The organism is Nocardioides pantholopis (genome assembly GCF_003710085.1).
GTDB lineage: Bacteria > Actinomycetota > Actinomycetes > Propionibacteriales > Nocardioidaceae > Nocardioides > Nocardioides pantholopis.
This window is the reverse complement of record NZ_CP033324.1, coordinates 2,033,036-2,051,242: the sequence shown is the minus strand read 5'-3', so window position 1 is coordinate 2,051,242 and position 18,207 is coordinate 2,033,036. Positions and strand designations below refer to the sequence as shown.

Here is an 18,207-nt window from a genome sequence, read left to right as displayed (position 1 = left end):
GGGCTCGCGTAGGCCGCTCGCGTAGGTTGGAGCCCATGAGCACCGACGAGCTGTCCCCGTCGGAGCGGTACGCCGAGTTCCGGCAGCACCGCGCCCACCCCGTCCTCCGCGACTTCCGGGCCATGCACGACTTCGGCCTCGACGACTTCCAGGTGCGGGCCTGCCAGGAGATCGAGGAGGGCCGCGGCGTGCTCGTCGCCGCCCCGACCGGCTCCGGCAAGACGATCGTGGGCGAGTTCGCGATCCACCTCGCCCTCCAGACCGGGCGCAAGGCGTTCTACACCACCCCGATCAAGGCGCTGTCGAACCAGAAGTACCACGACCTCGTCGAGCGCTACGGCCCCGAGAACGTCGGACTGCTGACCGGCGACAACACCGTCAACGGCGAGGCGCCCGTGGTCGTGATGACCACCGAGGTGCTGCGCAACATGCTCTACGCCGGCTCGCGCACGCTGCTCGGCCTCGGGTTCGTGATCATGGACGAGGTCCACTACCTCGCCGACCGCTCCCGCGGCGCGGTGTGGGAGGAGGTGATCATCCACCTGCCGGAGTCGGTCACGCTGGTCTCGCTCTCGGCCACGGTCTCCAACGCCGAGGAGTTCGGGGAGTGGCTGGCCACCGTGCGCGGCGAGACCGCCACGATCCTCGAGGAGCGCCGCCCGGTGCCGCTCTACCAGCACGTGATGGTCGGCCGCCGGATGCTCGACCTGTTCGCCAGCTCCGACGTCGACGCCGCCGCCGGCTTCGTCAAGGAGGGCGCCCCGGTCAACGAGGAGCTGATGAAGGTCGCCCGCGACGACTGGGCGGCCACCCGGGTCCGCGATCGGCGTACGCCGCGCGGCCGCTCGCAGCCGGGCCGGGGCGGGCCCAAGCAGATCGGCAACGGCCGCCGGGTCTGGGTCCCGAGCCGGGCCGACGTCGTGGACCGCCTCGAGCGCGACGGGATGCTGCCCGCGATCGTGTTCATCTTCAGCCGGGTCGGCTGCGACGCTGCGGTCACCCAGTGCCTCAACGCCGGCACCCGGCTGACCACGACCGCCGAGCGCGACGAGATCTTCGCCTACGTCGAGGCCAGCTGCCGGCACCTGCCGGCCGACGACCTGCACGTGCTCGGCTACCACGACTTCCTCGACGGCCTGACCCGCGGTGTCGCCGCCCACCACGCCGGCATGCTGCCGGCGTTCAAGCAGTGCGTCGAGGAGCTCTTCGCGCGCGGCCTGTGCAAGGTCGTCTTCGCCACCGAGACCCTCGCGCTGGGCATCAACATGCCGGCCCGCACCGTGGTCATCGAGAAGCTCGACAAGTGGAACGGCGAGACGCACGCCTCGATCACGCCGGGGGAGTACACCCAGCTGACCGGGCGGGCCGGGCGTCGCGGGCTCGACACCGAGGGCCACGGCGTGGTGCTGTGGCAGCAGGGCATGAACCCCCGCGAGCTGGCCGGTCTGGCCTCCACCCGCACCTATCCGCTGCGCTCGTCGTTCCGGCCGTCGTACAACATGGCTGTCAACCTCGTGCACCAGTTCGGGCGCGACACCTCCCGCGAGCTGCTGGAGCAGTCCTTCGCCCAGTTCCAGGCCGACAAGGCAGTCGTCGGGCTGGCCCGGCAGCTGCGCAAGGCCCAGGACGCCCTGGACGGCTACCGCGAGGCCGCGAGCTGCCACCTCGGTGACTTCATGGAGTACGCCGCGCTGCGCCGCCGGATCTCCGACGTCGAGAAGGGCGCCAGCCGGGCCCGGAAGGCCGACCGTCGCGACGAGGCGATCGAGTCCCTGCGGGCACTGCGTCCCGGCGACGTGATCTCGGTGCCGACCGGCAAGTTCGCGGGCTTCGCGGTCGTGATCGACCCCGGCTGGGCCGAGGACAACCCGCGGCCGTACGTCGTCACCGCCGACCGGCAGGCGCGGCGGCTGGGGATGATCGACTTCCCGTCGCCGGTCGAGGCCCTGACCCGGGTCAAGGTGCCGAAGAACTTCAACGGACGCAACCCGCAGATGCGCCGCGACCTGGCCTCGGCGCTGCGCACCAAGACCCACGACCTGAGCATGCCGACGACCGGGCGCGGCGGCCCGCAGCGCTCCGCCCTGGCCCGCTCCGCGGCCGACGAGGAGGTCGCCGAGCTGCGCGCGCAGCTCCAGGCGCACCCGTGCCACGTCTGCCCGGACCGCGAGGACCACGACCGGTGGGCCCAGCGGTGGTTCAAGCTGAGCCGCGACGCCGAGACGCTCAAGCGCCGGGTCGAGAACCGCACCAACACCGTCGCCCGTCAGTTCGACCGGGTCTGCGAGGTGCTCACCGCGCTGGACTACCTCGAGGGCGAGAAGGTCAGCCCGCGCGGACGGCACCTGATGCGGCTGTACTCCGAGATGGACCTGGTCGCCGCCGAGTGCATCCGGCGCGGGCTGTGGGAGGACCTCGACGCCTCCGGCCTCGCCGCCGCCCTGTCCGTGCTGGTCTTCGAGGCCCGGCGCCCCGACGACGCGTCGTCGCCGCGGCTGCCCGGCGGCGCCGTGCGGGACGTGATCGGCGAGACCGTGCGCCTGTGGGGCGAGCTGGACCGGCTCGAGAAGGAGCACCGGCTGGACTTCCTGCGCCAGCCCGACCCGGGCTTCGCGTGGATCGCCTACCGGTGGGCGGAGGGCGACGACCTCGACGACGTGCTCGGCGAGACCGACCTGGCCGCGGGCGACTTCGTGCGCTGGATGAAGCAGCTGCTCGACCTCGCCGGGCAGGTCGCCGACGCGGCCGGCGACTCACCCCTGCGCGGCACGGCCCGGGAGCTGGTGCGCCGGGTCCGCCGCGGTGTGGTCGCCTACAGCGGGCTCGCCGAGGACTGAGCGACGGCGTCGTGGACGGGGGTCTCCCCGTTCACGAGCTCCCACTGCCGGCCGATGCTGGACTCGACGTCCAGCACCGCAGCCAGCACGGCCGCGACGTCCGCGCGGGTCACCGCGCCGGGCTCGACCCTGTCGCCCAGGGTGACCTTGCCGGTCGCGGGGTCGTCGGTGAGCTGCCCGGGCCGGACGATGGTCCAGTCGAGGTCGCTCTCGCGCAGCGCGGCGTCGGCGTCCCGCTTGGCCTCGACGTACGCCCGCCACACCTCGGCGGTGTCCTCGGGCAGCGGCTCGTCCACCCCGATCGCCGAGACCTGGACGAAGCGCCGGATGCCCGCCTTGCGGGCCCCCGCGATCGACTTCAGCGACCCCTCGAGGTCCACGGTGCGCTTGCGCTCGATGTTGCCGTCCGGACCCCCGCCCGCGGCGAAGACCACGGCCTGGCAGCCCTCGAACGCCGCCGCGAACGCGTCGGCGTCCTGTCGCTCGATGTCGAGCAGGCGCACCTCCGCACCCTTGCCCTCGAGCTCGGCGCGGTACTCCTCCTTGCGCACGAGCGCCACCGGCGTGTGCTCGGCGCGGCGCAGGATGTGGATGAGGTGACGGGCCACCTGGCCGTGGCCCCCGACGATGGCGATGCGATCCATGCCACTCACGCTACGGGGGCGGCGGTGAGGTGGTGTGGGCGGCCGCTGGCGCCGAATGTGCACAATCGGCAGGGAAACGGCTGGTCTGTCTGTCGTTTGTCACCAAACGACAGCGGTCGCGGCCGCCCCGGAGCCGAGCTCAGCCGGCGAGCGCGTTGACCAGCCGCTCGGCCGGTCCGCTCAGGTTCCACTGCTGGGCGAGGGCGAGCACCCGGTCGGGGTCGGCGGGGGTCCGGGGCAGCGCGTAGCCGGTCCGGGGCAGGTCGAGGTCGCGGGCCACCGCGACCACCTGGGGGGCGACGGCCAGGTAGTCGGCCGCTGCCTTGATCTTGCCGCGCGGGCCGGGACCCATGTCGGAGGCCGGGTCCTGGGCGGCGGCGATGATGCCGGCCATGTCGCCGAACCGGCCGAGCAGGGTCGCGGCGGTCTTGTCGCCGACGCCCTTCACACCGGGAAGGCCGTCGGAGGCGTCGCCGCGCAGCGTGGCGTAGTCGGCGTACTGGCGCGCGTCGACGCCGTACTTGTCCCGGACCCAGTCGTTGGTCACCCGCTCGTGGCGGCTGATCCCGCGAGCGATGTAGAGGACCCGGACGTCGGCCGCGTCGTCGACGACCTGGAAGAGGTCCCGGTCCCCGGTGACCACGTCGACCGGCTGCCCGGCGCCGGTGGCCAGGGTGCCGATGACGTCGTCGGCCTCGTAGCCGTCGGCGCCGACCACCGGGATGCCGAAGGCCGCCAGCACCTCGAGGATCAGCGGCACCTGGACCTGGAGCGGGTCGGGCACCTGCTCGATGTCCGGGGCGGAGGCGACCTCCTCGACGACCCGGTGGGTCTTGTACGTCGGGAGCAGGTCGACGCGCCACTGCGGGCGCCAGTCGTTGTCCCAGCAGCACACCAGGTCGCTGGGCCGGTACTCGTCGACCAGGCGGCTGATGAAGTCCATCAGCCCGCGCACCGCGTTGACCGGCGTCTTGCCGTCGGGGGCGAGGATCTCCGGCACCCCGAAGAAGGCCCGGAAGTACATCGAGGCGGTGTCCAGGAGCATCAAGCGGTCGGGCGTCTGCGGCGTGGTCACGCCGCGATCCTGCCACGTCGCTGTGACAGGCTGAGGTCGTGACAGGGTCCGACGTGGAAGCCACCGACCGCAAGATCGTCCAGCTGCTGGCGGCCGACGGACGGATGTCCTTCACCGAGCTCGGCCGGGCCACCGGCCTGTCCACCTCGGCGGTGCACCAGCGGGTCAAGCGGCTCGAGCAGCGCGGGCTGCTGCTGGGGTACGGCGCCACCGTCAACCACGACCAGATCGGGCTGCCGCTGACCGCGTTCATCTCGATCCGTCCGATCGATCCCTCCCAGCCCGACGACTGCCCCGAGCGGCTGCGCGACGTGCCCGAGATCGAGTCCTGCTGGTCGGTCGCGGGCGAGGAGTCCTACCTCCTCAAGGTGCGCACCGCTACCCCGCACGACCTCGAGAACCTGCTGGCCCGGATCCGGGCCGCCGCGAACGTCTCGACCCGGACCACCATCGTGCTCTCGACGTACTACGAGAGCCGGCCCGTCACCGGCGGCTGACCGCCGGTCGGAGCGCTGCCGATTGATGACAAACGACAGGCGAAACGGCCGTTCTGTCGCCGAATGTGCACAATCGGCAGACCTGACCAGCCCTCAACGACCCCCGTACCGCCCCCACCACGCCCGACCGGCGTCGGGGAGGGTGTGGATCGGGTCGTAGTACTCGTAGCGCCGGGTGAGCGCCTCGGGGTCGTCGGCCTCCAGCGAGGTCCGGTAGTTCTTGGTCCAGTACGAGATGCCGCGCTCGGTGTCGTAGTCGGCGAGCTGGTGGACCCAGCGCTTGCCGACGAACGGCACGTCGCACACGATCCGCGGGGTGGCGAAGCCCGGCAGGTAGCCCATCAGCTGGTGCTGGAGCCGCTGCGCCTCGGCGACCGGGACCCGCCAGTGCTCGGCGTTGGGGATCATGTCGCACAGGTAGAAGTAGTAGGGCATCACCCGGGCGCCGTCGAGCAGCCGGAAGCTCAGGTCCAGCAGGTCGTGGCTGGTCGCGTTGACCCCGGCCAGCAGCACCCCCTGGTTGCGGACGTCGCGCAGCCCGGCGTCGAGCATCGCGCCGGCCGCCCGCGCGACCAGCGGCGTCACCGAGCTGGCGTGGTTGGCGTGGGTGTGCATGGCCAGCGCGACGCCGCGCGCGTTGGCGAGGGCGGCGACGCGGGTCATGCCCTCGACGACCTCGGGCTGGAGCCAGTGCTGGGGCAGCCCGATCAGGGCCTTGGTGGCCAGCCGCACGTCGCGGATGTTCTCGATCTCCAGCAGCCGGGTCAGGAACTCCTCCAGCCGGGCCCACGGCATGTTGGCCACGTCGCCGCCGGAGACCACGACGTCGCGCACCGACGGCGTACGCCGCAGGTAGTCCAGCATCTCCGCGTGCCGGTCCACGGGCTTGCCGACGAACCGGAGCTTGTCGACGCTGGGCGTGGAGTTGCCGACCAGGTCCATCCGGGTGCAGTGCCCGCAGTACTGCGGACAGGTGGGCAGCAGCTCGGCGAGCACCTTGGTGGGGTAGCGGTGGGTGAGCCCCTCGGCGACCCACATGTCCTGCTCGTGCAGGGAGTCGCGGGAGGCGTGTGGGTGCGAGGGCCAGTCGGTACGACGGTCGCTGAGCACCGGCACCATGTAGCGCCGCACCGGGTCGGCGTAGAAGGCCTCCGTCCACGACCCCGGTCCTCCGGGCGGGACGTCGGCCACCATCGTGTTGAGCATCTGCGGGGGAAGCAGCATCGACATCGTGGCCCGCTGGGCCTGGTCGCGCTCCAGGTCGTCGAAGAACGACTCGTCCACCAGGTCTCCGAGGACCGTCCGCAGCTGAGCGGCGTTCTTCACGCAGTGCGCCCGCTGCCACTGCGCCGACTCCCACTCCGTGGCGGTGACCCCGCGCCAGCCCGGGACGCGGGTCCAGTCCGGCTCCACCAGCTCGGTGCGCCGGTAGGCGTAGGGCTGGTCGGCGTCCCGGACGGGGGGCGCGTGACTGGTGGGCACGGTCATGAGGGCTCCGCTCGGACGACGTCGGGGACAGCGGTCGGCGCCAGCGGGTCGGTTGTGTGACCTGCGCGACATCTGCCACGATAGAAGCAGATCGTCCGGCCGGTCCACCCGTATGCCGGACGTTTTCCTGTCACCGACGCTGATGCGGAAGAGGTGGACGGCTCGTGACCCCAACCGACCGGACCGGGGACCCCGCCGGGCTGCACCGCGTCCTGGACCGGCCGCTGGTGCTGCCGCAGGCCGCCCGCCGCCTCGACACCCGCGAGACGCTGTGGCCCGACGAGGTCCGGGTGCGGGTGGAGCGGCTCAACCTCGACGCGGCGTCGTACCGCCAGCTCGCCGCCCGGCACACCCGCAACGGCGTGGTCGACGGCGCCGCGGTCCGCGCCGAGGTGCTGGCGATCATCGCGGAGCGCGGCAAGATGCAGAACCCCGTCACCGGCTCGGGCGGGATGCTGGTCGGCACCGTCGAGGAGGTCGGTCCCGCCTCGCCCCACGGGCTCGCGGTCGGCGACCGGGTCGCCACCCTGGTCTCGCTCACCCTCACCCCGCTGGTCGTCGAGGACGGCCTGTCCGCGTGGGACGGCCAGGATGAGCAGGTCCCGTGCACCGGGTACGCCGTGCTGTTCGGTCGCTCGATCGCCGCCCGGCTGCCCGACGACCTGCCCACCGACCTCGCGCTCGCGGTGATGGACGTCTGCGGCGCACCGGCGCTGACCGCCCGGGTGGCGCGCGCCCATCCGGGCGGTTGCGTCGTCGTCGTCGGCGGAGCCGGCAAGTCGGGCTCGCTCAGCCTGGCCGCCGCCCGCGACGCCGGGGCCGGCCGCACCATCGGCGTGGTCCCGACCGAGGTCGAGGCAGCCGCGCTGCGCGACGCCGGGCTCGCGGACGTCGTGGTCGTCGCCGACGCCCGCGACCCGGTGGCGCTGCGCGACGCCGTCCTGGCCGCCGGGGGACCGGCGCAGGTCACGATCGTCTGCGTCGACGTCCCGGGGTGCGAGGGCGGCGCCGTGCTGGCCACCGCCGACGGCGGCACGGTCGTGTTCTTCTCGATGGCCACGTCGTTCTCGGCCGCCGCGCTCGGCGCCGAGGGGCTGGCCGCCGACGTCACGATGCTGGTCGGCAACGGCTACCTCCCCGGGCACGCGGCGTACGCCGTCCAGCTGCTGCGCGACCACCCCGGGGTGCGTCGCCTCTTCGACCAGCGGCTCGGCCGCGAGGTCGCGAGCGGTGTGGGCGGGGTGGGCGGGTGAGCAAGCTCCAGCTCGACGAGCACACCGTCGCCAGCGCCCGGGCGCTGGCCGCGCGGGCCGGCGAGCCGATCGTCCGGCTCGCCCGCGAGCACACCACGGTCTCGGTCGAGCGCGCCACGCTCCGGCTGGCCGGGCTCCGGGGCGCCGATCCCGACGGGACGCCCTGGGTCAACCGGCTCGCCGACGTGGTGCGCGCCGACACCGGGCTCGAGCACGGCCTGGCCCTGCCGGTCTGGGACGCGCTGGTGCGGGGGGAGGCCGAGGACCTGCTCACGCTGGCCCAGAAGGCCTCCGCCGGATCGGTGGCGTTCCGGGTGCCCGAGGGCAGCGCCGCCGCCGCGGCCCGGTCCGCGAGCCGCACCCAGGTCGGACGGGGACTGACCCTCGTGGACCAGCGCCGGGCCGACCGGGAGCGGCAGGTGGCCCGCCACGGCGACCCGCCGCGGCGGCCCTGGATCTACCTGATCGTCGCCACCGGCGACGTCTACGAGGACATCCCGCAGGCCCAGCAGGCCGCCCGCGAGGGCGCGGACGTGATCGCGGTGATCCGCTCCACCGGCCAGAGCCTGCTCGACTACGTGCCCGAGGGCGCCACCCGGGAGGGCTTCGCCGGCACCTACGCGACCCAGGAGAACTTCCGGCTGATGCGGGCGGCGCTCGACGAGTCCAGCCGGGAGCTGGGCCGCTACGTCCGGCTCACCAACTACGCCAGCGGCCTGTGCATGCCGGAGATCGCCGTGCTCGCCGGCCTGGAACGGCTCGACATGATGCTCAACGACTCGATGTACGGGATCCTCTTCCGCGACATCAACCCGGTGCGGACCTTCGTCGACCAACGCTTCAGCCGGCAGGTGCACGCCCGGGCCGGCATCATCATCAACACCGGCGAGGACAACTACCTGACCACCGCCGACGCCGTGGAGGCCGCCCACACCGTCACCACCAGCCAGCTGCTCAATGAGTACTTCGCCCGCGAGGCCGGCCTCGAGACCTGGCAGCTCGGCCTGGGGCACGCCTTCGAGATCGACCCGGCGGTGCCGGAGTCGTTCCGGCTGGAGCTCGCCCACGCGCTGCTGGCGCGCGAGCTCTTCCCGGGCGCCCCGCTGAAGTGGATGCCGCCGACCCGGCACATGACCGGCGACGTGTTCCGGGGCCAGCTGCTCGACGGGTTCTTCAACCTGGCCGGCGCGCTGACCGGGCAGGGGATCCTCCTGGTCGGGATGATGACCGAGGCCGTCGTCACCCCGTGGCTCTCCGACCGCGACCTCGCCCTCCAGAACGTCCGCTACGTCCTCGACGCCGCCGGCGGGCTGCACGAGGACTTCCACCCGGCCCCGGACGGCTTCATCGGCAGCCGCGCCCGCCAGGTCCTCGGGGAGTCCATCGACCTGCTGGAGCGCATCCTCGCCCACGAGCACGGGCTGCTGGACGCGATCGCCGACGGCACCTTCGGCCTGATGCGGCGCCCCGCCGACGGCGGCCGCGGCCTGGACGGCGTGGCCCGCAAGGCGGAGGCGTACTACAACCCGGCTGCCGAGCTGCTGCAGGAGGAACGATGAGCGAGCCCACCCTGGTCCGCCCGTACGGCGACACCACCGGCGACGGGATGGTGCAGCTGAGCTTCACGCTGCCGCTCGCGCACACGAAGGTCGCCGAGGGCGCCGCGGCGCAGCTGGCCGCCAAGATGGGCCTGGACCCCGCCCTGGTCGTGCACGCGCGGCCGATGGGCCCGGGGTTCACGTTCTTCGTGGTCTACGGCCGGGTGCAGCACCTGGTCGACACCAGCACCGTCGAGGTCGTCGAGCGCGACTACCCGCTGCTGACCCCCGCCGAGGCCAACGCCGCCGTCAGGCGGGCGCTGCGGCGCCGCCTGTGCGTCGTGGGGGCCTGCATCGGCACCGACGCCCACACGGTCGGCATCGACGCGATCCTCAACATCAAGGGCTTCGCGGGGGAGAAGGGCCTGGAGTACTACCGGGAGCTGAAGGTGCTCAACCTCGGCGCCCAGGTCTCGGTGCCCACCCTCGTGGAGCGGGCCCGCGCCGAGGGCGCCGACGCCGTCCTGGTCTCCCAGGTGGTCACCCAGCGCGACGCCCACCTGCACAACACCCGCGAGCTCGCCGCGGCGTTCCGGGAGGCGTACGCCGAGGAGGAGCGGCCGCTGCTGGTCGTGGGCGGCCCCCGGTTCGACGAGCTGATGGCCGCAGACCTGGGGGTGGACCGAGTCTTCGGCCGGGGCACGACGCCCGGCGAGGTCGCCTCGTTCCTCGTCCACCGGCTCGCCGGCGGGGTGGCGGCGTGAGCGCCCGGCCGGCACCCGAGGTCGGCACCCGGGTCGTGCACCGCCGCTACGTGCCGTACTCCCACGCCCACTACGCCGGGAACCTCGTCGACGGCGCCTACAGCCTCGCCCTCTTCGGCGACGCCGCCACGGAGATGTGCATCCGCACCGACGGTGACGAGGGCCTGTTCGCCTCCTACTCCGAGGTCCAGTTCCGGGCACCGGTGCGGGCCGGGGACGTGGTCGAGGTGAGCTGCGAGCTGGTCCGGGTCGGCCGCCGCTCGCGGGTGCTGGACCTGCGCGTCCTGGTGGTCGCCCGCGGCGCCCCGACCGCCGAGCGGCCGGGCGCCGCCGAGGTCCTGGCCGAGCCGCTGGTGGCGACGACGGCCACCGGGACTGTCGTCGTCCCCGCGTCGTGATAGCCGACCGGGTGCCGCTCCTGCAGCGTGTTGCGCCAACACGCCGAAGTGGTCTGGAATCCCCGGAAATTCTCCTCGCCCCGCGGGGTGGCCCTGACCTGCGGTTACACGCGTCCTCCCAGGTCAGGGCCGTGTTGACAGGGTGCACCGGTGCGGACGAACCTGAACCGTCCGCTCGTGCAGATCGTGGCCGGTGGACCGACGTCCGAGTGGCCGTGTCGGAGGGTGGGGTGCCAAACACCTGTCCGACACGGTTCGCGGAGGTCGGTCCGCTCCACGGGAGCGGGCACGGGAGGAACCCGGACCCCCTAGACAACAGCGCCTCGACCGGCAGCCAGTCGGCCGCGGGCTGGACCGAAGGGTTCCGGGGTCCTCCCGGCCCTCTGCAGGCCCGCCGGTAGCGTGGACCTCGTGCTGAACCGGTCCCTGCTGGCCCTCGTCGCCGGAGTGGCTCTCGCCCTGGCGTTCGAGCCGGTCGCGCTGCCGGTGCTGATCCCGGTCGCGGTGGCCGGCTTCGCGCTGAGCACCCGCGGCCTGCGCGCCCGCAGCGGCTGGGTGCCCGGGCTGGTGTTCGGGGTCGCGTTCTACTACACCCACATCTGGTGGATGCGTGCCGTCGGCACCGACGCGTGGATCGCGCTGGCCGGCGTGGAGGCGCTGTTCTACGCCGTGCTCGGCTCGGTGGCCGCCGTGCTGCACCGACGCCGCTGGTGGCCGCTGTGGCTGGCTGCGGCCTGGGTCGCGATGGAGGTGGTGCGCAGCGGCTGGCCCTTCAGCGGGATGCCGTGGGGTCGGCTCGCCTTCGGCGTCGTCGACACGCCCGTCGCGGCCGCGCTGCCGTACGTCGGAGCGGTGGGCGTGAGCCTGCTGCTCGCGGCTGCCGGCATGCTGCTCGCCGCGCTCGTCGTGGCGGCCCGCGAGCGTCGGCTGCCGGACCTGCGCCGCTGGGGCGTGGCCCTGGCCGGCCTGGTCGTGCTGGGCGCCGTGGCCAACGTGGCGCCGTACGAACCGGATGCCGAGGGCAGCGCCACCGTCGCGGTGGTCCAGGGCAACGTGCCGGGACCGGGCAACAACATCCTCTTCGACCCCGACGGGGTGACCGAGAACCACGTCGACGCCACGGTCGACCTCGCCGCGGACGTGGCGGCCGGCCGGGCCCCGCGGCCCGACTTCGTGCTCTGGCCGGAGAACTCCACCGCCACCGACCCGTTCCGCGACCCGGTCGTCAACGCCGGCATCCTGCGCGCGGTGGCGGCCATCGACGTCCCGGTCGTGGTGGGCGCGATCGTCGACGCCGGACCCGACAACGTGCTCAACCAGGGCATCGTGTGGGACCCCGACACCGGGGCGGGGGAGCGCTACACCAAGTGGCACCCGGTGCCGTTCGGGGAGTACATCCCCTTCCGGGACCTGTTCACCCGGCAGTTCGGCCGGCTCGCCGAGGTGCCCCGCGACATGCTCAGCGGCACCCGCACCGAGCCGCTGAACGTCGCCGGCGTCCCGGTGGCGGACACGATCTGCTTCGACGTCGCCTACGACGACGGCATCCACGCGCAGGTCGCCGAGGGCGCCGAGCTGCTGGTGGTGCAGACCAGCAACGCCACGTTCATCGAGACCGACCAGATCGACCAGCAGTTCGCGATCAGCCGGGTCCGCGCCCTGGAGACCGGGAAGTGGACGCTGGTCGCGGCCACCAACGGCGTCGCCGGCGTGATCGCCCCCGACGGGTCCGTCGTGGCCGAGGCCGCCCCGCGCACCCAGGAGGTGCTGCTCGAGGAGGTCCCGCTCATCGCCGGCCAGACGCCGGGGGTCCGGGTGGCGGTCTGGATCGGGCGACTGTCCATCGCGGCGACGCTGGCCGGGCTGCTGCTCGGTGCGATCGCGTATCGTCGGCGTCGGGAGCCCACGCCCACCGCTGCCGGCGACCCCCGACCCACCGTCACCGCCGACAGCGACTGAGGAGTCCCACCGTGACCCGTTCGGACCTCGGCCGCGTGCTGATGGTCGTGCCCACGTACGACGAGGCCGACAACCTCGCCTGGATCATCGGCCGGCTCCGCGCCGCCGAGCCGGACGTGCACGTCCTCGTCGTCGACGACGCCTCCCCGGACGGCACCGGCGCGATCGCGGACCGGCTCGCCGCCGAGGACGACCACGTCCACGTCCTGCACCGAGAGGGCAAGGCCGGCCTGGGCGCGGCGTACGTGCACGGCTTCACCCACGCCCTGGCCGCCGGGTACGACGTGATCGGCGAGATGGACGCCGACGGATCCCACCAGCCCGAGGAGCTGCACCGGCTGCTCGACGCCCTGGACGGGGCGGACCTCGTGATCGGATCGCGCTACGTCCCGGGCGGATCGGTCGTGAACTGGCCGTGGCGGCGCGAGGCGCTCTCCCGCGGCGGCAACCTCTACGTGCGTCTGCTGCTCGGCGTCCCGGTGCGCGACGCCACCGCCGGCTTCCGGGTCTTCCGCCGGACCGCGCTGGAGAAGATCGACCTGGCCACGGTGCGCTCGACCGGCTACGTGTTCCAGACCGACCTGGTCGCCCGCACCCTGCGGGCCGGCCTGACCGTGCGCGAGGTGCCGATCGAGTTCATCGAGCGGGTCCGCGGCGACTCCAAGATGAGCGGCTCGGTGGCCGCCGAGTCGCTGCGCCGGATCACCGCCTGGGGGCTGCGCGAGCGCGCCCAGCAGGTACGCCGCGCGCTGCCCGGCGGGCGGAATGGCGGACGGGGTGGGTCCCGATGAGCCCCGTGCGACCGCGCCGGATCAGCACCCGGCTGGTGCTCTTCGTGCTGTTCGTGGTGCTGCCGCTGGCCGAGGTCTATGTGCTGGTGCAGGTCGGCCAGGTCATCGGCGCCTGGTGGACGATCGGCCTGCTCCTGCTGGCCGGCTTCCTCGGCACCTGGCTGATCCGCCGCGAGGGCGGCCGCGCCTGGGCGGCGCTGCGCACGGCGCTCGCCGAGGGCCGGATGCCGGCCCGTGAGCTCGCCGACGGTGCCCTCGTCCTGATCGGCGGCACCATGCTGCTCAGTCCCGGGTTCGTCACCGACGCCTTCGCGGTGCTCCTGCTGCTGCCGATCACCCGCCCGGTCTTCCGGCGTCTGCTGGCGCGGACCGTCGCCGCCCGGCTGGTGGTCGTGACGCACGAACGCCCCGGACCTGGATCGGCGGGATCCGTGGTCCGGGGCGAGGTCGTGGACGACGACTGAGCTCGCCGAGCGTCAGGCGCTGGCCTTGCGCTTCTTGGCGTTGACCCGGTGCAGGTGGGCCGGGCCGATCTCGCCGCCGCGCAACAGCTCCAGGCGCTCCTTGAGGATGTCCTCGAGCTCCTTCTCCGAGCGCCGCTCCAGCAGCATGTCCCAGTGGGTGCGGGCCGGCTTCTCGGCCTTCTCCTCGGGCTGGATGCCGGCGGTGCTCAGCGCCTCGGCGCCGCAGCGCGGGCACTCCCAGACGGCGGGCACATCGGCCTCGACCGACATCGTGATCTCGAACTCGTGGTTCTGCGGGCACCGGTAGCCCACCTGCTGACGAGCCGCGAACTCGATGCCGCGCTCGTCCTCGAAGCTCTGGCCTCCGAGTCGGGCTCCGCGCAATGTGCGCTCCGCCATGAGGCACCTCCAGGTTCTTGTCCCCGCTACGAGATCGCGGGGGAGTGGACAAGGGGCGCAGGTGGCGCCTCTCGAAGTGTTCAACGGTAGCGATCGGCCCGAGATTCCGACAATCGTGCCCGGAAGGTGTGGAACCGGACACCCGCCGGTAACCAGTGCCGGCTGCGGCACACGCCCCGGTGCTGCCGGGCCGCCCGTGCTCAGGGGGCGGAGGTGACCAGCGCGGAGTCGCTGCGGGTGCGGGAGCGGACCGGCAGGAGCAGCACCAGCCCGACCAGCAGGATCAGCACGATCCCGAGGATGCCCCAGTGCTCGGCGTCGTCGCCGGTGGCGCCGGTCAGCACGCCGCCGAGCCAGATCGAGACCGAGAACGCCGCAGGCGCCAGGAAGCTGACCGCCCGGCCGGTGGTGGCGTAGAGGCCGAAGACCTGCCCCTCCTCGCCCTCCGGGATCAGCCGGGCCAGGAAGGTCCGCGAGGCCGACTGGGCCGGCCCGACGAAGACGCACAGGGCCAGGCCGAAGATCCAGAACGTCAGCGTCCCCGCGTCGTGCAGGACGAAGACCGCCAGGCCCGCGAGGACCATGCAGCTCAGCGCCATCACGATCACCCGCTTCGGCCCGATCAGGTCGTCCAGGCGGCCGAAGGCGATGGTGGCGATCCCGGCGACGACGTTCGCGGCGATGCCGAAGACGATCACGCCGCTGTCGGAGAACCCGAACACCTTGGCCGCGATGACCGCGCCGAAGGTGAACACGCCCGCGAGCCCGTCGCGGAAGACCGCCGAGGCGCCGAGGAAGTAAACGGTGTTGCGGTCGGTGCGCCACAGGTGGGCGATGGTGCCGAACAGCAGCCGGTAGGACTCCAGCACCCCGGTGCGCGGGCCGCGCTCGCGGCGGTCGCGCCGCTCGTCGCGCAGCGTGAGGAACAGCGGCAGCGAGAACACCAGGGTCCACACCGCACAGATCAGCATCGTGACCCGGACGTCGAGACCGTCCTCGCCGGTCACCCCGAAGAGACCCTGCTCGGGGCTGATCAGGCCGAAGTAGACGATCAGCAGCAGCACGATGCCGCCGAGGTAGCCCAGGCCCCAGCCGAACCCAGAGACCCGGCCGACGTTCCGGGGCGTCGAGATCTCCGGCAGCATCGCGTTGTAGTTGACGCTGGCGAACTCGAAGAACACGTTGCCGGCGGCGAGCAGGAGCAGCCCGAGCCACAGGTACTCCGGGGCCGGGCGGACGAAGAACATCCCGAGCGTGGCGGCGACCACCAGGAGGGTGTTGCAGGCCAGCCAGAAGGTCCGGCGCCCGGAGCGGTCCGCCCGCTGCCCGGAGATCGGCGCGAACAGCGCCACCAGGACGCCGGCGCCGGCAAGCGCCCAGCCGAGCTTCGAGGACGCGCCCGGCCCGAAGTCGTCGGAGGTGATGTAGACGGTGAAGACGAACGTCGTGATCACCGCGTTGAAGGCGGCCGAGCCCCAGTCCCACAGTCCCCAGGCGTAGACCGGCCAGCCGAAGCGGTCGGTCCGGTTGCCCGGCACGGGCTCAGCGATGGTCATGGTTGCTCTCCCTCCACTGGCCGCGCTCGGTGAGCACGGCCCGGAGCAGGTCGGTCCGGTCGGTGAAGATCCCGTCGACCCCGAGGTCGAGCAGCTCGTGCATCTGGTCCGGGTCGTCCACCGTCCACACGTGGACGTGCTTGCCGGCGGCGTGCGCGCGGCGTACGAACCCGGGGGTGACCACCACGAGCGGGCCGCGGCGGTGGGGCACCTGGAGCGCCGCGACCCGGTGGCGGGTGAGCAGGTCCGCCAGCCGGCCGCTCGGCAGCAGCCGGAACGCGACCACCTCCAGCGGGTGCGCCGACGTCGGCACCCGACCGCCGACGAGCCGGCGGAAGCGCGAGAGCCGGCGGGGGGAGAACGACCCCACCAGCACCCGGTCCCACGCCTCGCGCGCCTCGATGAACGAGGCCAGGACCGGGACCGCGCCGTCGGACTTGATGTCGATGTTGAACCGCGCGTGCGGGAACGTCTCGAAGAGCCGCTCCAGGGTCGGCACCGACTCCCGGCCGCCGACCACCGCGCGCTTCACCTCCGCGTAGCTGAGGGCGGCCAGCTCACCGCGTTGGTCGGTGACGCGGTCCAGCGCCGCGTCGTGGAAGGCCAGCAGCACGCCGTCGCGGGTCACGTGCACGTCGGTCTCGAGGTAGTCGTAGCCCAGCGCCACGGCGTGCTCGAACGCCGCCACCGTGTTCTCCAGGCCCTCGATGTCCGGGTGGTAGGCGCCGCCGCGGTGGGCGAACGCCAGCACCTGCGGACCGTCCGCCACCGTGTCGAGGTAGGGATGTCCGGTCCGCGGGGCGTTCACGCGAGGAAGTATCCACCCGAGGCCGCCTCCACGCCCGCACCGGCCCGGCGCGTCTGTCGCGGGTGCCTCGCGGCCGTCGGGCCTGTCGTTTGGTGACAGACGACAGGCCGGAGGGCTGTTCGTCTGCCGTTTGTCACCAAACGACACAGGGTCAGATGTCGCGGAACGGCTCGATCTGGGCGCCGAGCAGGTTGAGCCGCTCGGCGAGGTCCTCGTAGCCGCGGTGGATCACGTAGGTGCCGCGCAGCACCGAGGTGCCCTTGGAGGCCAGCATGGCGAGCAGGATGACCACGGCCGGCCGCAGGGCCGGAGGGCAGACCAGCTCGGTGCCGGTGAACGACGTCGGGCCCTCGATCATCACCCGGTGCGGGTCGAGCAGCTTGACCTGGCCACCGAGCTTGTTGAGGTCGGTCAGGTAGATCGCCCGGTTCTCATAGACCCAGTCGTGCAGCAGGGTCTGGCCCTCCGCGACCGCGGCGATCACCGCGAAGAACGGCAGGTTGTCGATGTTGAGGCCCGGGAACGGCATCGGGTGGATCTTGTCCAGCGGGGCGTGCAGCTCCGAGGGCTGGGTGGTCAGGTCCACGAGCCGGGTGTGCCCGTTGGCGGCGACGTACTCCTCGGAGAGCAGGTAGCGGAAGCCCATCTCCTCCAGCAGCGCCAGCTCGATCTCGAGGAACTCGATCGGCACCCGGCGGATGGTGATCTCGGACTTCGTCACGATCGCGGCGGCCAGCAGCGACATCGCCTCGATCGGGTCCTCGCTGGGGGAGTAGTCGACGTCGACGTCGATCGTCTCGCAGCCGGTCACGGTCAGCGTCGTGGAGCCGATGCCCTCGATGCCCACGCCGAGCAGCTGCAGGTAGAAGCACAGGTCCTGGACCATGTAGTTCGACGAGGCGTTGCGGATCACGGTGGTGCCGGGGTGCAGGGCGGCGGCCATCAGCGCGTTCTCGGTCACGGTGTCGCCACGCTCGGTCAGCACGATCGGGCGGCCCGGCTCGATGGCCCGGTTGACCTGGGCGTGGTACATGCCGTCGGTGGCCTTGACCTCCAGGCCGAAGGGCCGCAGCGCGGCCATGTGCGGCTCGACGGTGCGGGTGCCGAGGTTGCAGCCGCCGGCGTACGGCAGCTCGAACGCGTCGGCACGGTGCAGCAGCGGACCGAGGAACATGATCACCGAGCGGGTACGCCGGGCCGCGGTCTCGTCGATCGCGCCGAGCTCCAGCTTCCGCGGCGGCACGATCTCCAGGTCGTTCTCGTCGTTGAGCCACCGGGTGGTCACCCCGAGGCTGCCGAGGACCTCCAGGAGTCGGTTGACCTCCTCGATCCGCGCGACCTTGCGCAGGACCGTGCGGCCCTGGTTGAGCAGCGAGGCGCACAGCAGCGCGACGCCGGCGTTCTTCGAGGTCTTCACGTCGATGCTGCCCGACAGCGTCGTCGGGCCGGTCACCCGGAGGTGGGTCGGGCCGGCGCCGACGGCCACGATCTCGGAGTCCAGCGCGGCACCGATCCGGGCCAGCATCTCCAGGGAGAGGTTCTGGTGGCCCTTCTCGATCCGGTTGATCGCGCTCTGGCTGGTGGCCAGCAGCTCGGCCAGCTGGGTCTGGGTCAGGCCCCGGTGCTTGCGCGCGTCACGGATCAGGTTGCCGATCCGGCCCTTGTAGTCAGCACTCATGCGACCACGGTAACTCACATATGAGATAGAGCAACACCGGCGACTCCGGCCCCGGTCG

The 18,207-nt window shown here is 72.6% G+C and carries 16 protein-coding genes; 9 read left to right on the top strand and 7 right to left on the bottom strand.

Features of this window, described 5'->3' with window-relative positions; genetic code table 11:
- Window positions 1–35 precede the first annotated feature (35 nt).
- The gene (locus EBO35_RS09825; RefSeq protein ID WP_122817552.1) at window positions 36–2,837 is read left to right on the top strand and encodes a DEAD/DEAH box helicase; all 2,802 of its coding nucleotides are present in this window, start codon (window positions 36–38) and stop codon (window positions 2,835–2,837) included.
- Here EBO35_RS09825 and EBO35_RS09820 read toward each other — a convergent pair.
- Window positions 2,813–3,481, bottom strand: a complete 669-nt coding sequence (locus tag EBO35_RS09820; protein ID WP_122817551.1) for an SDR family oxidoreductase — start codon at window positions 3,479–3,481, stop codon at window positions 2,813–2,815. The genes EBO35_RS09825 and EBO35_RS09820 overlap by 25 nt on opposite strands.
- Before the next feature lie 139 nt (window positions 3,482–3,620).
- The gene (locus EBO35_RS09815; protein WP_122819584.1) at window positions 3,621–4,526 is read right to left on the bottom strand and encodes a 5'-3' exonuclease; all 906 of its coding nucleotides are present in this window, start codon (window positions 4,524–4,526) and stop codon (window positions 3,621–3,623) included.
- Between the two features lie 83 nt (window positions 4,527–4,609).
- Here EBO35_RS09815 and EBO35_RS09810 point away from each other — a divergent pair, with 83 nt between their 5' ends.
- Window positions 4,610–5,053 carry an Lrp/AsnC family transcriptional regulator gene (locus EBO35_RS09810; protein ID WP_122817550.1) on the top strand — a complete coding sequence of 148 codons (444 nt, stop codon included), beginning with the start codon at window positions 4,610–4,612 and terminating at the stop codon, window positions 5,051–5,053.
- 93 nt (window positions 5,054–5,146) lie between these two features.
- Here the strand turns inward: EBO35_RS09810 and EBO35_RS09805 are convergent, their stop codons facing one another.
- A complete protein-coding gene (locus EBO35_RS09805; protein WP_122817549.1) occupies window positions 5,147–6,541 on the bottom strand; it encodes a KamA family radical SAM protein in 1,395 nt (464 codons plus the stop codon).
- Between the two features lie 164 nt (window positions 6,542–6,705).
- On the opposite strand from EBO35_RS09805, the gene kdd reads away from it, so the two are divergent.
- The 7 genes from kdd to EBO35_RS09770 all read left to right on the top strand — a co-directional run bounded on the left by kdd (window position 6,706) and on the right by EBO35_RS09770 (window position 13,708).
- On the top strand, window positions 6,706–7,794 hold the full coding sequence (gene kdd / locus EBO35_RS09800; protein WP_122817548.1) for an L-erythro-3,5-diaminohexanoate dehydrogenase: 1,089 nt from the start codon (window positions 6,706–6,708) through the stop codon (window positions 7,792–7,794).
- Entirely contained in the window at window positions 7,791–9,353 is a 1,563-nt protein-coding gene (gene kamD, locus EBO35_RS09795) for a lysine 5,6-aminomutase subunit alpha (RefSeq protein ID WP_122817547.1), read from the top strand. Before kdd ends, kamD begins: the two co-directional genes overlap by 4 nt.
- Window positions 9,350–10,096 (top strand): lysine 5,6-aminomutase subunit beta, encoded by a 747-nt coding sequence (gene kamE, locus EBO35_RS09790; protein WP_122817546.1) that lies wholly within the window; start codon window positions 9,350–9,352, stop codon window positions 10,094–10,096. Before kamD ends, kamE begins: the two co-directional genes overlap by 4 nt.
- Complete coding sequence (gene kal, locus EBO35_RS09785; RefSeq protein ID WP_241153632.1) at window positions 10,093–10,494, top strand: 3-aminobutyryl-CoA ammonia lyase; 402 nt, start codon at window positions 10,093–10,095, stop codon at window positions 10,492–10,494. Before kamE ends, kal begins: the two co-directional genes overlap by 4 nt.
- A 411-nt stretch (window positions 10,495–10,905) precedes the next feature.
- Window positions 10,906–12,453, top strand: coding sequence for an apolipoprotein N-acyltransferase (gene lnt / locus EBO35_RS09780; protein WP_241153631.1), 1,548 nt, complete (start codon window positions 10,906–10,908; stop codon window positions 12,451–12,453).
- A gap of 11 nt (window positions 12,454–12,464) precedes the next feature.
- Entirely contained in the window at window positions 12,465–13,244 is a 780-nt protein-coding gene (locus tag EBO35_RS09775; protein ID WP_396954321.1) for a polyprenol monophosphomannose synthase, read from the top strand.
- A complete protein-coding gene (locus EBO35_RS09770) occupies window positions 13,241–13,708 on the top strand; it encodes an FxsA family protein (RefSeq protein WP_122817544.1) in 468 nt (155 codons plus the stop codon). Before EBO35_RS09775 ends, EBO35_RS09770 begins: the two co-directional genes overlap by 4 nt.
- Before the next feature lie 12 nt (window positions 13,709–13,720).
- Here the strand turns inward: EBO35_RS09770 and EBO35_RS09765 are convergent, their stop codons facing one another.
- The 4 genes from EBO35_RS09765 to EBO35_RS09750 form a co-directional block, all read right to left on the bottom strand.
- Window positions 13,721–14,107, bottom strand: a complete 387-nt coding sequence (locus EBO35_RS09765) for an RNA polymerase-binding protein RbpA (protein WP_122817543.1) — start codon at window positions 14,105–14,107, stop codon at window positions 13,721–13,723.
- A gap of 200 nt (window positions 14,108–14,307) precedes the next feature.
- A complete protein-coding gene (locus EBO35_RS09760; protein WP_122817542.1) occupies window positions 14,308–15,663 on the bottom strand; it encodes an MFS transporter in 1,356 nt (451 codons plus the stop codon).
- Entirely contained in the window at window positions 15,650–16,471 is an 822-nt protein-coding gene (locus EBO35_RS09755; RefSeq protein ID WP_122817541.1) for a glycerophosphodiester phosphodiesterase, read from the bottom strand. The genes EBO35_RS09760 and EBO35_RS09755 overlap by 14 nt, the downstream gene beginning before the upstream one ends.
- Window positions 16,472–16,622: 151 nt before the next feature.
- Window positions 16,623–18,149 (bottom strand): helix-turn-helix domain-containing protein, encoded by a 1,527-nt coding sequence (locus EBO35_RS09750; protein ID WP_122817540.1) that lies wholly within the window; start codon window positions 18,147–18,149, stop codon window positions 16,623–16,625.
- Between the last annotated feature and the right edge of the window lie 58 nt (window positions 18,150–18,207).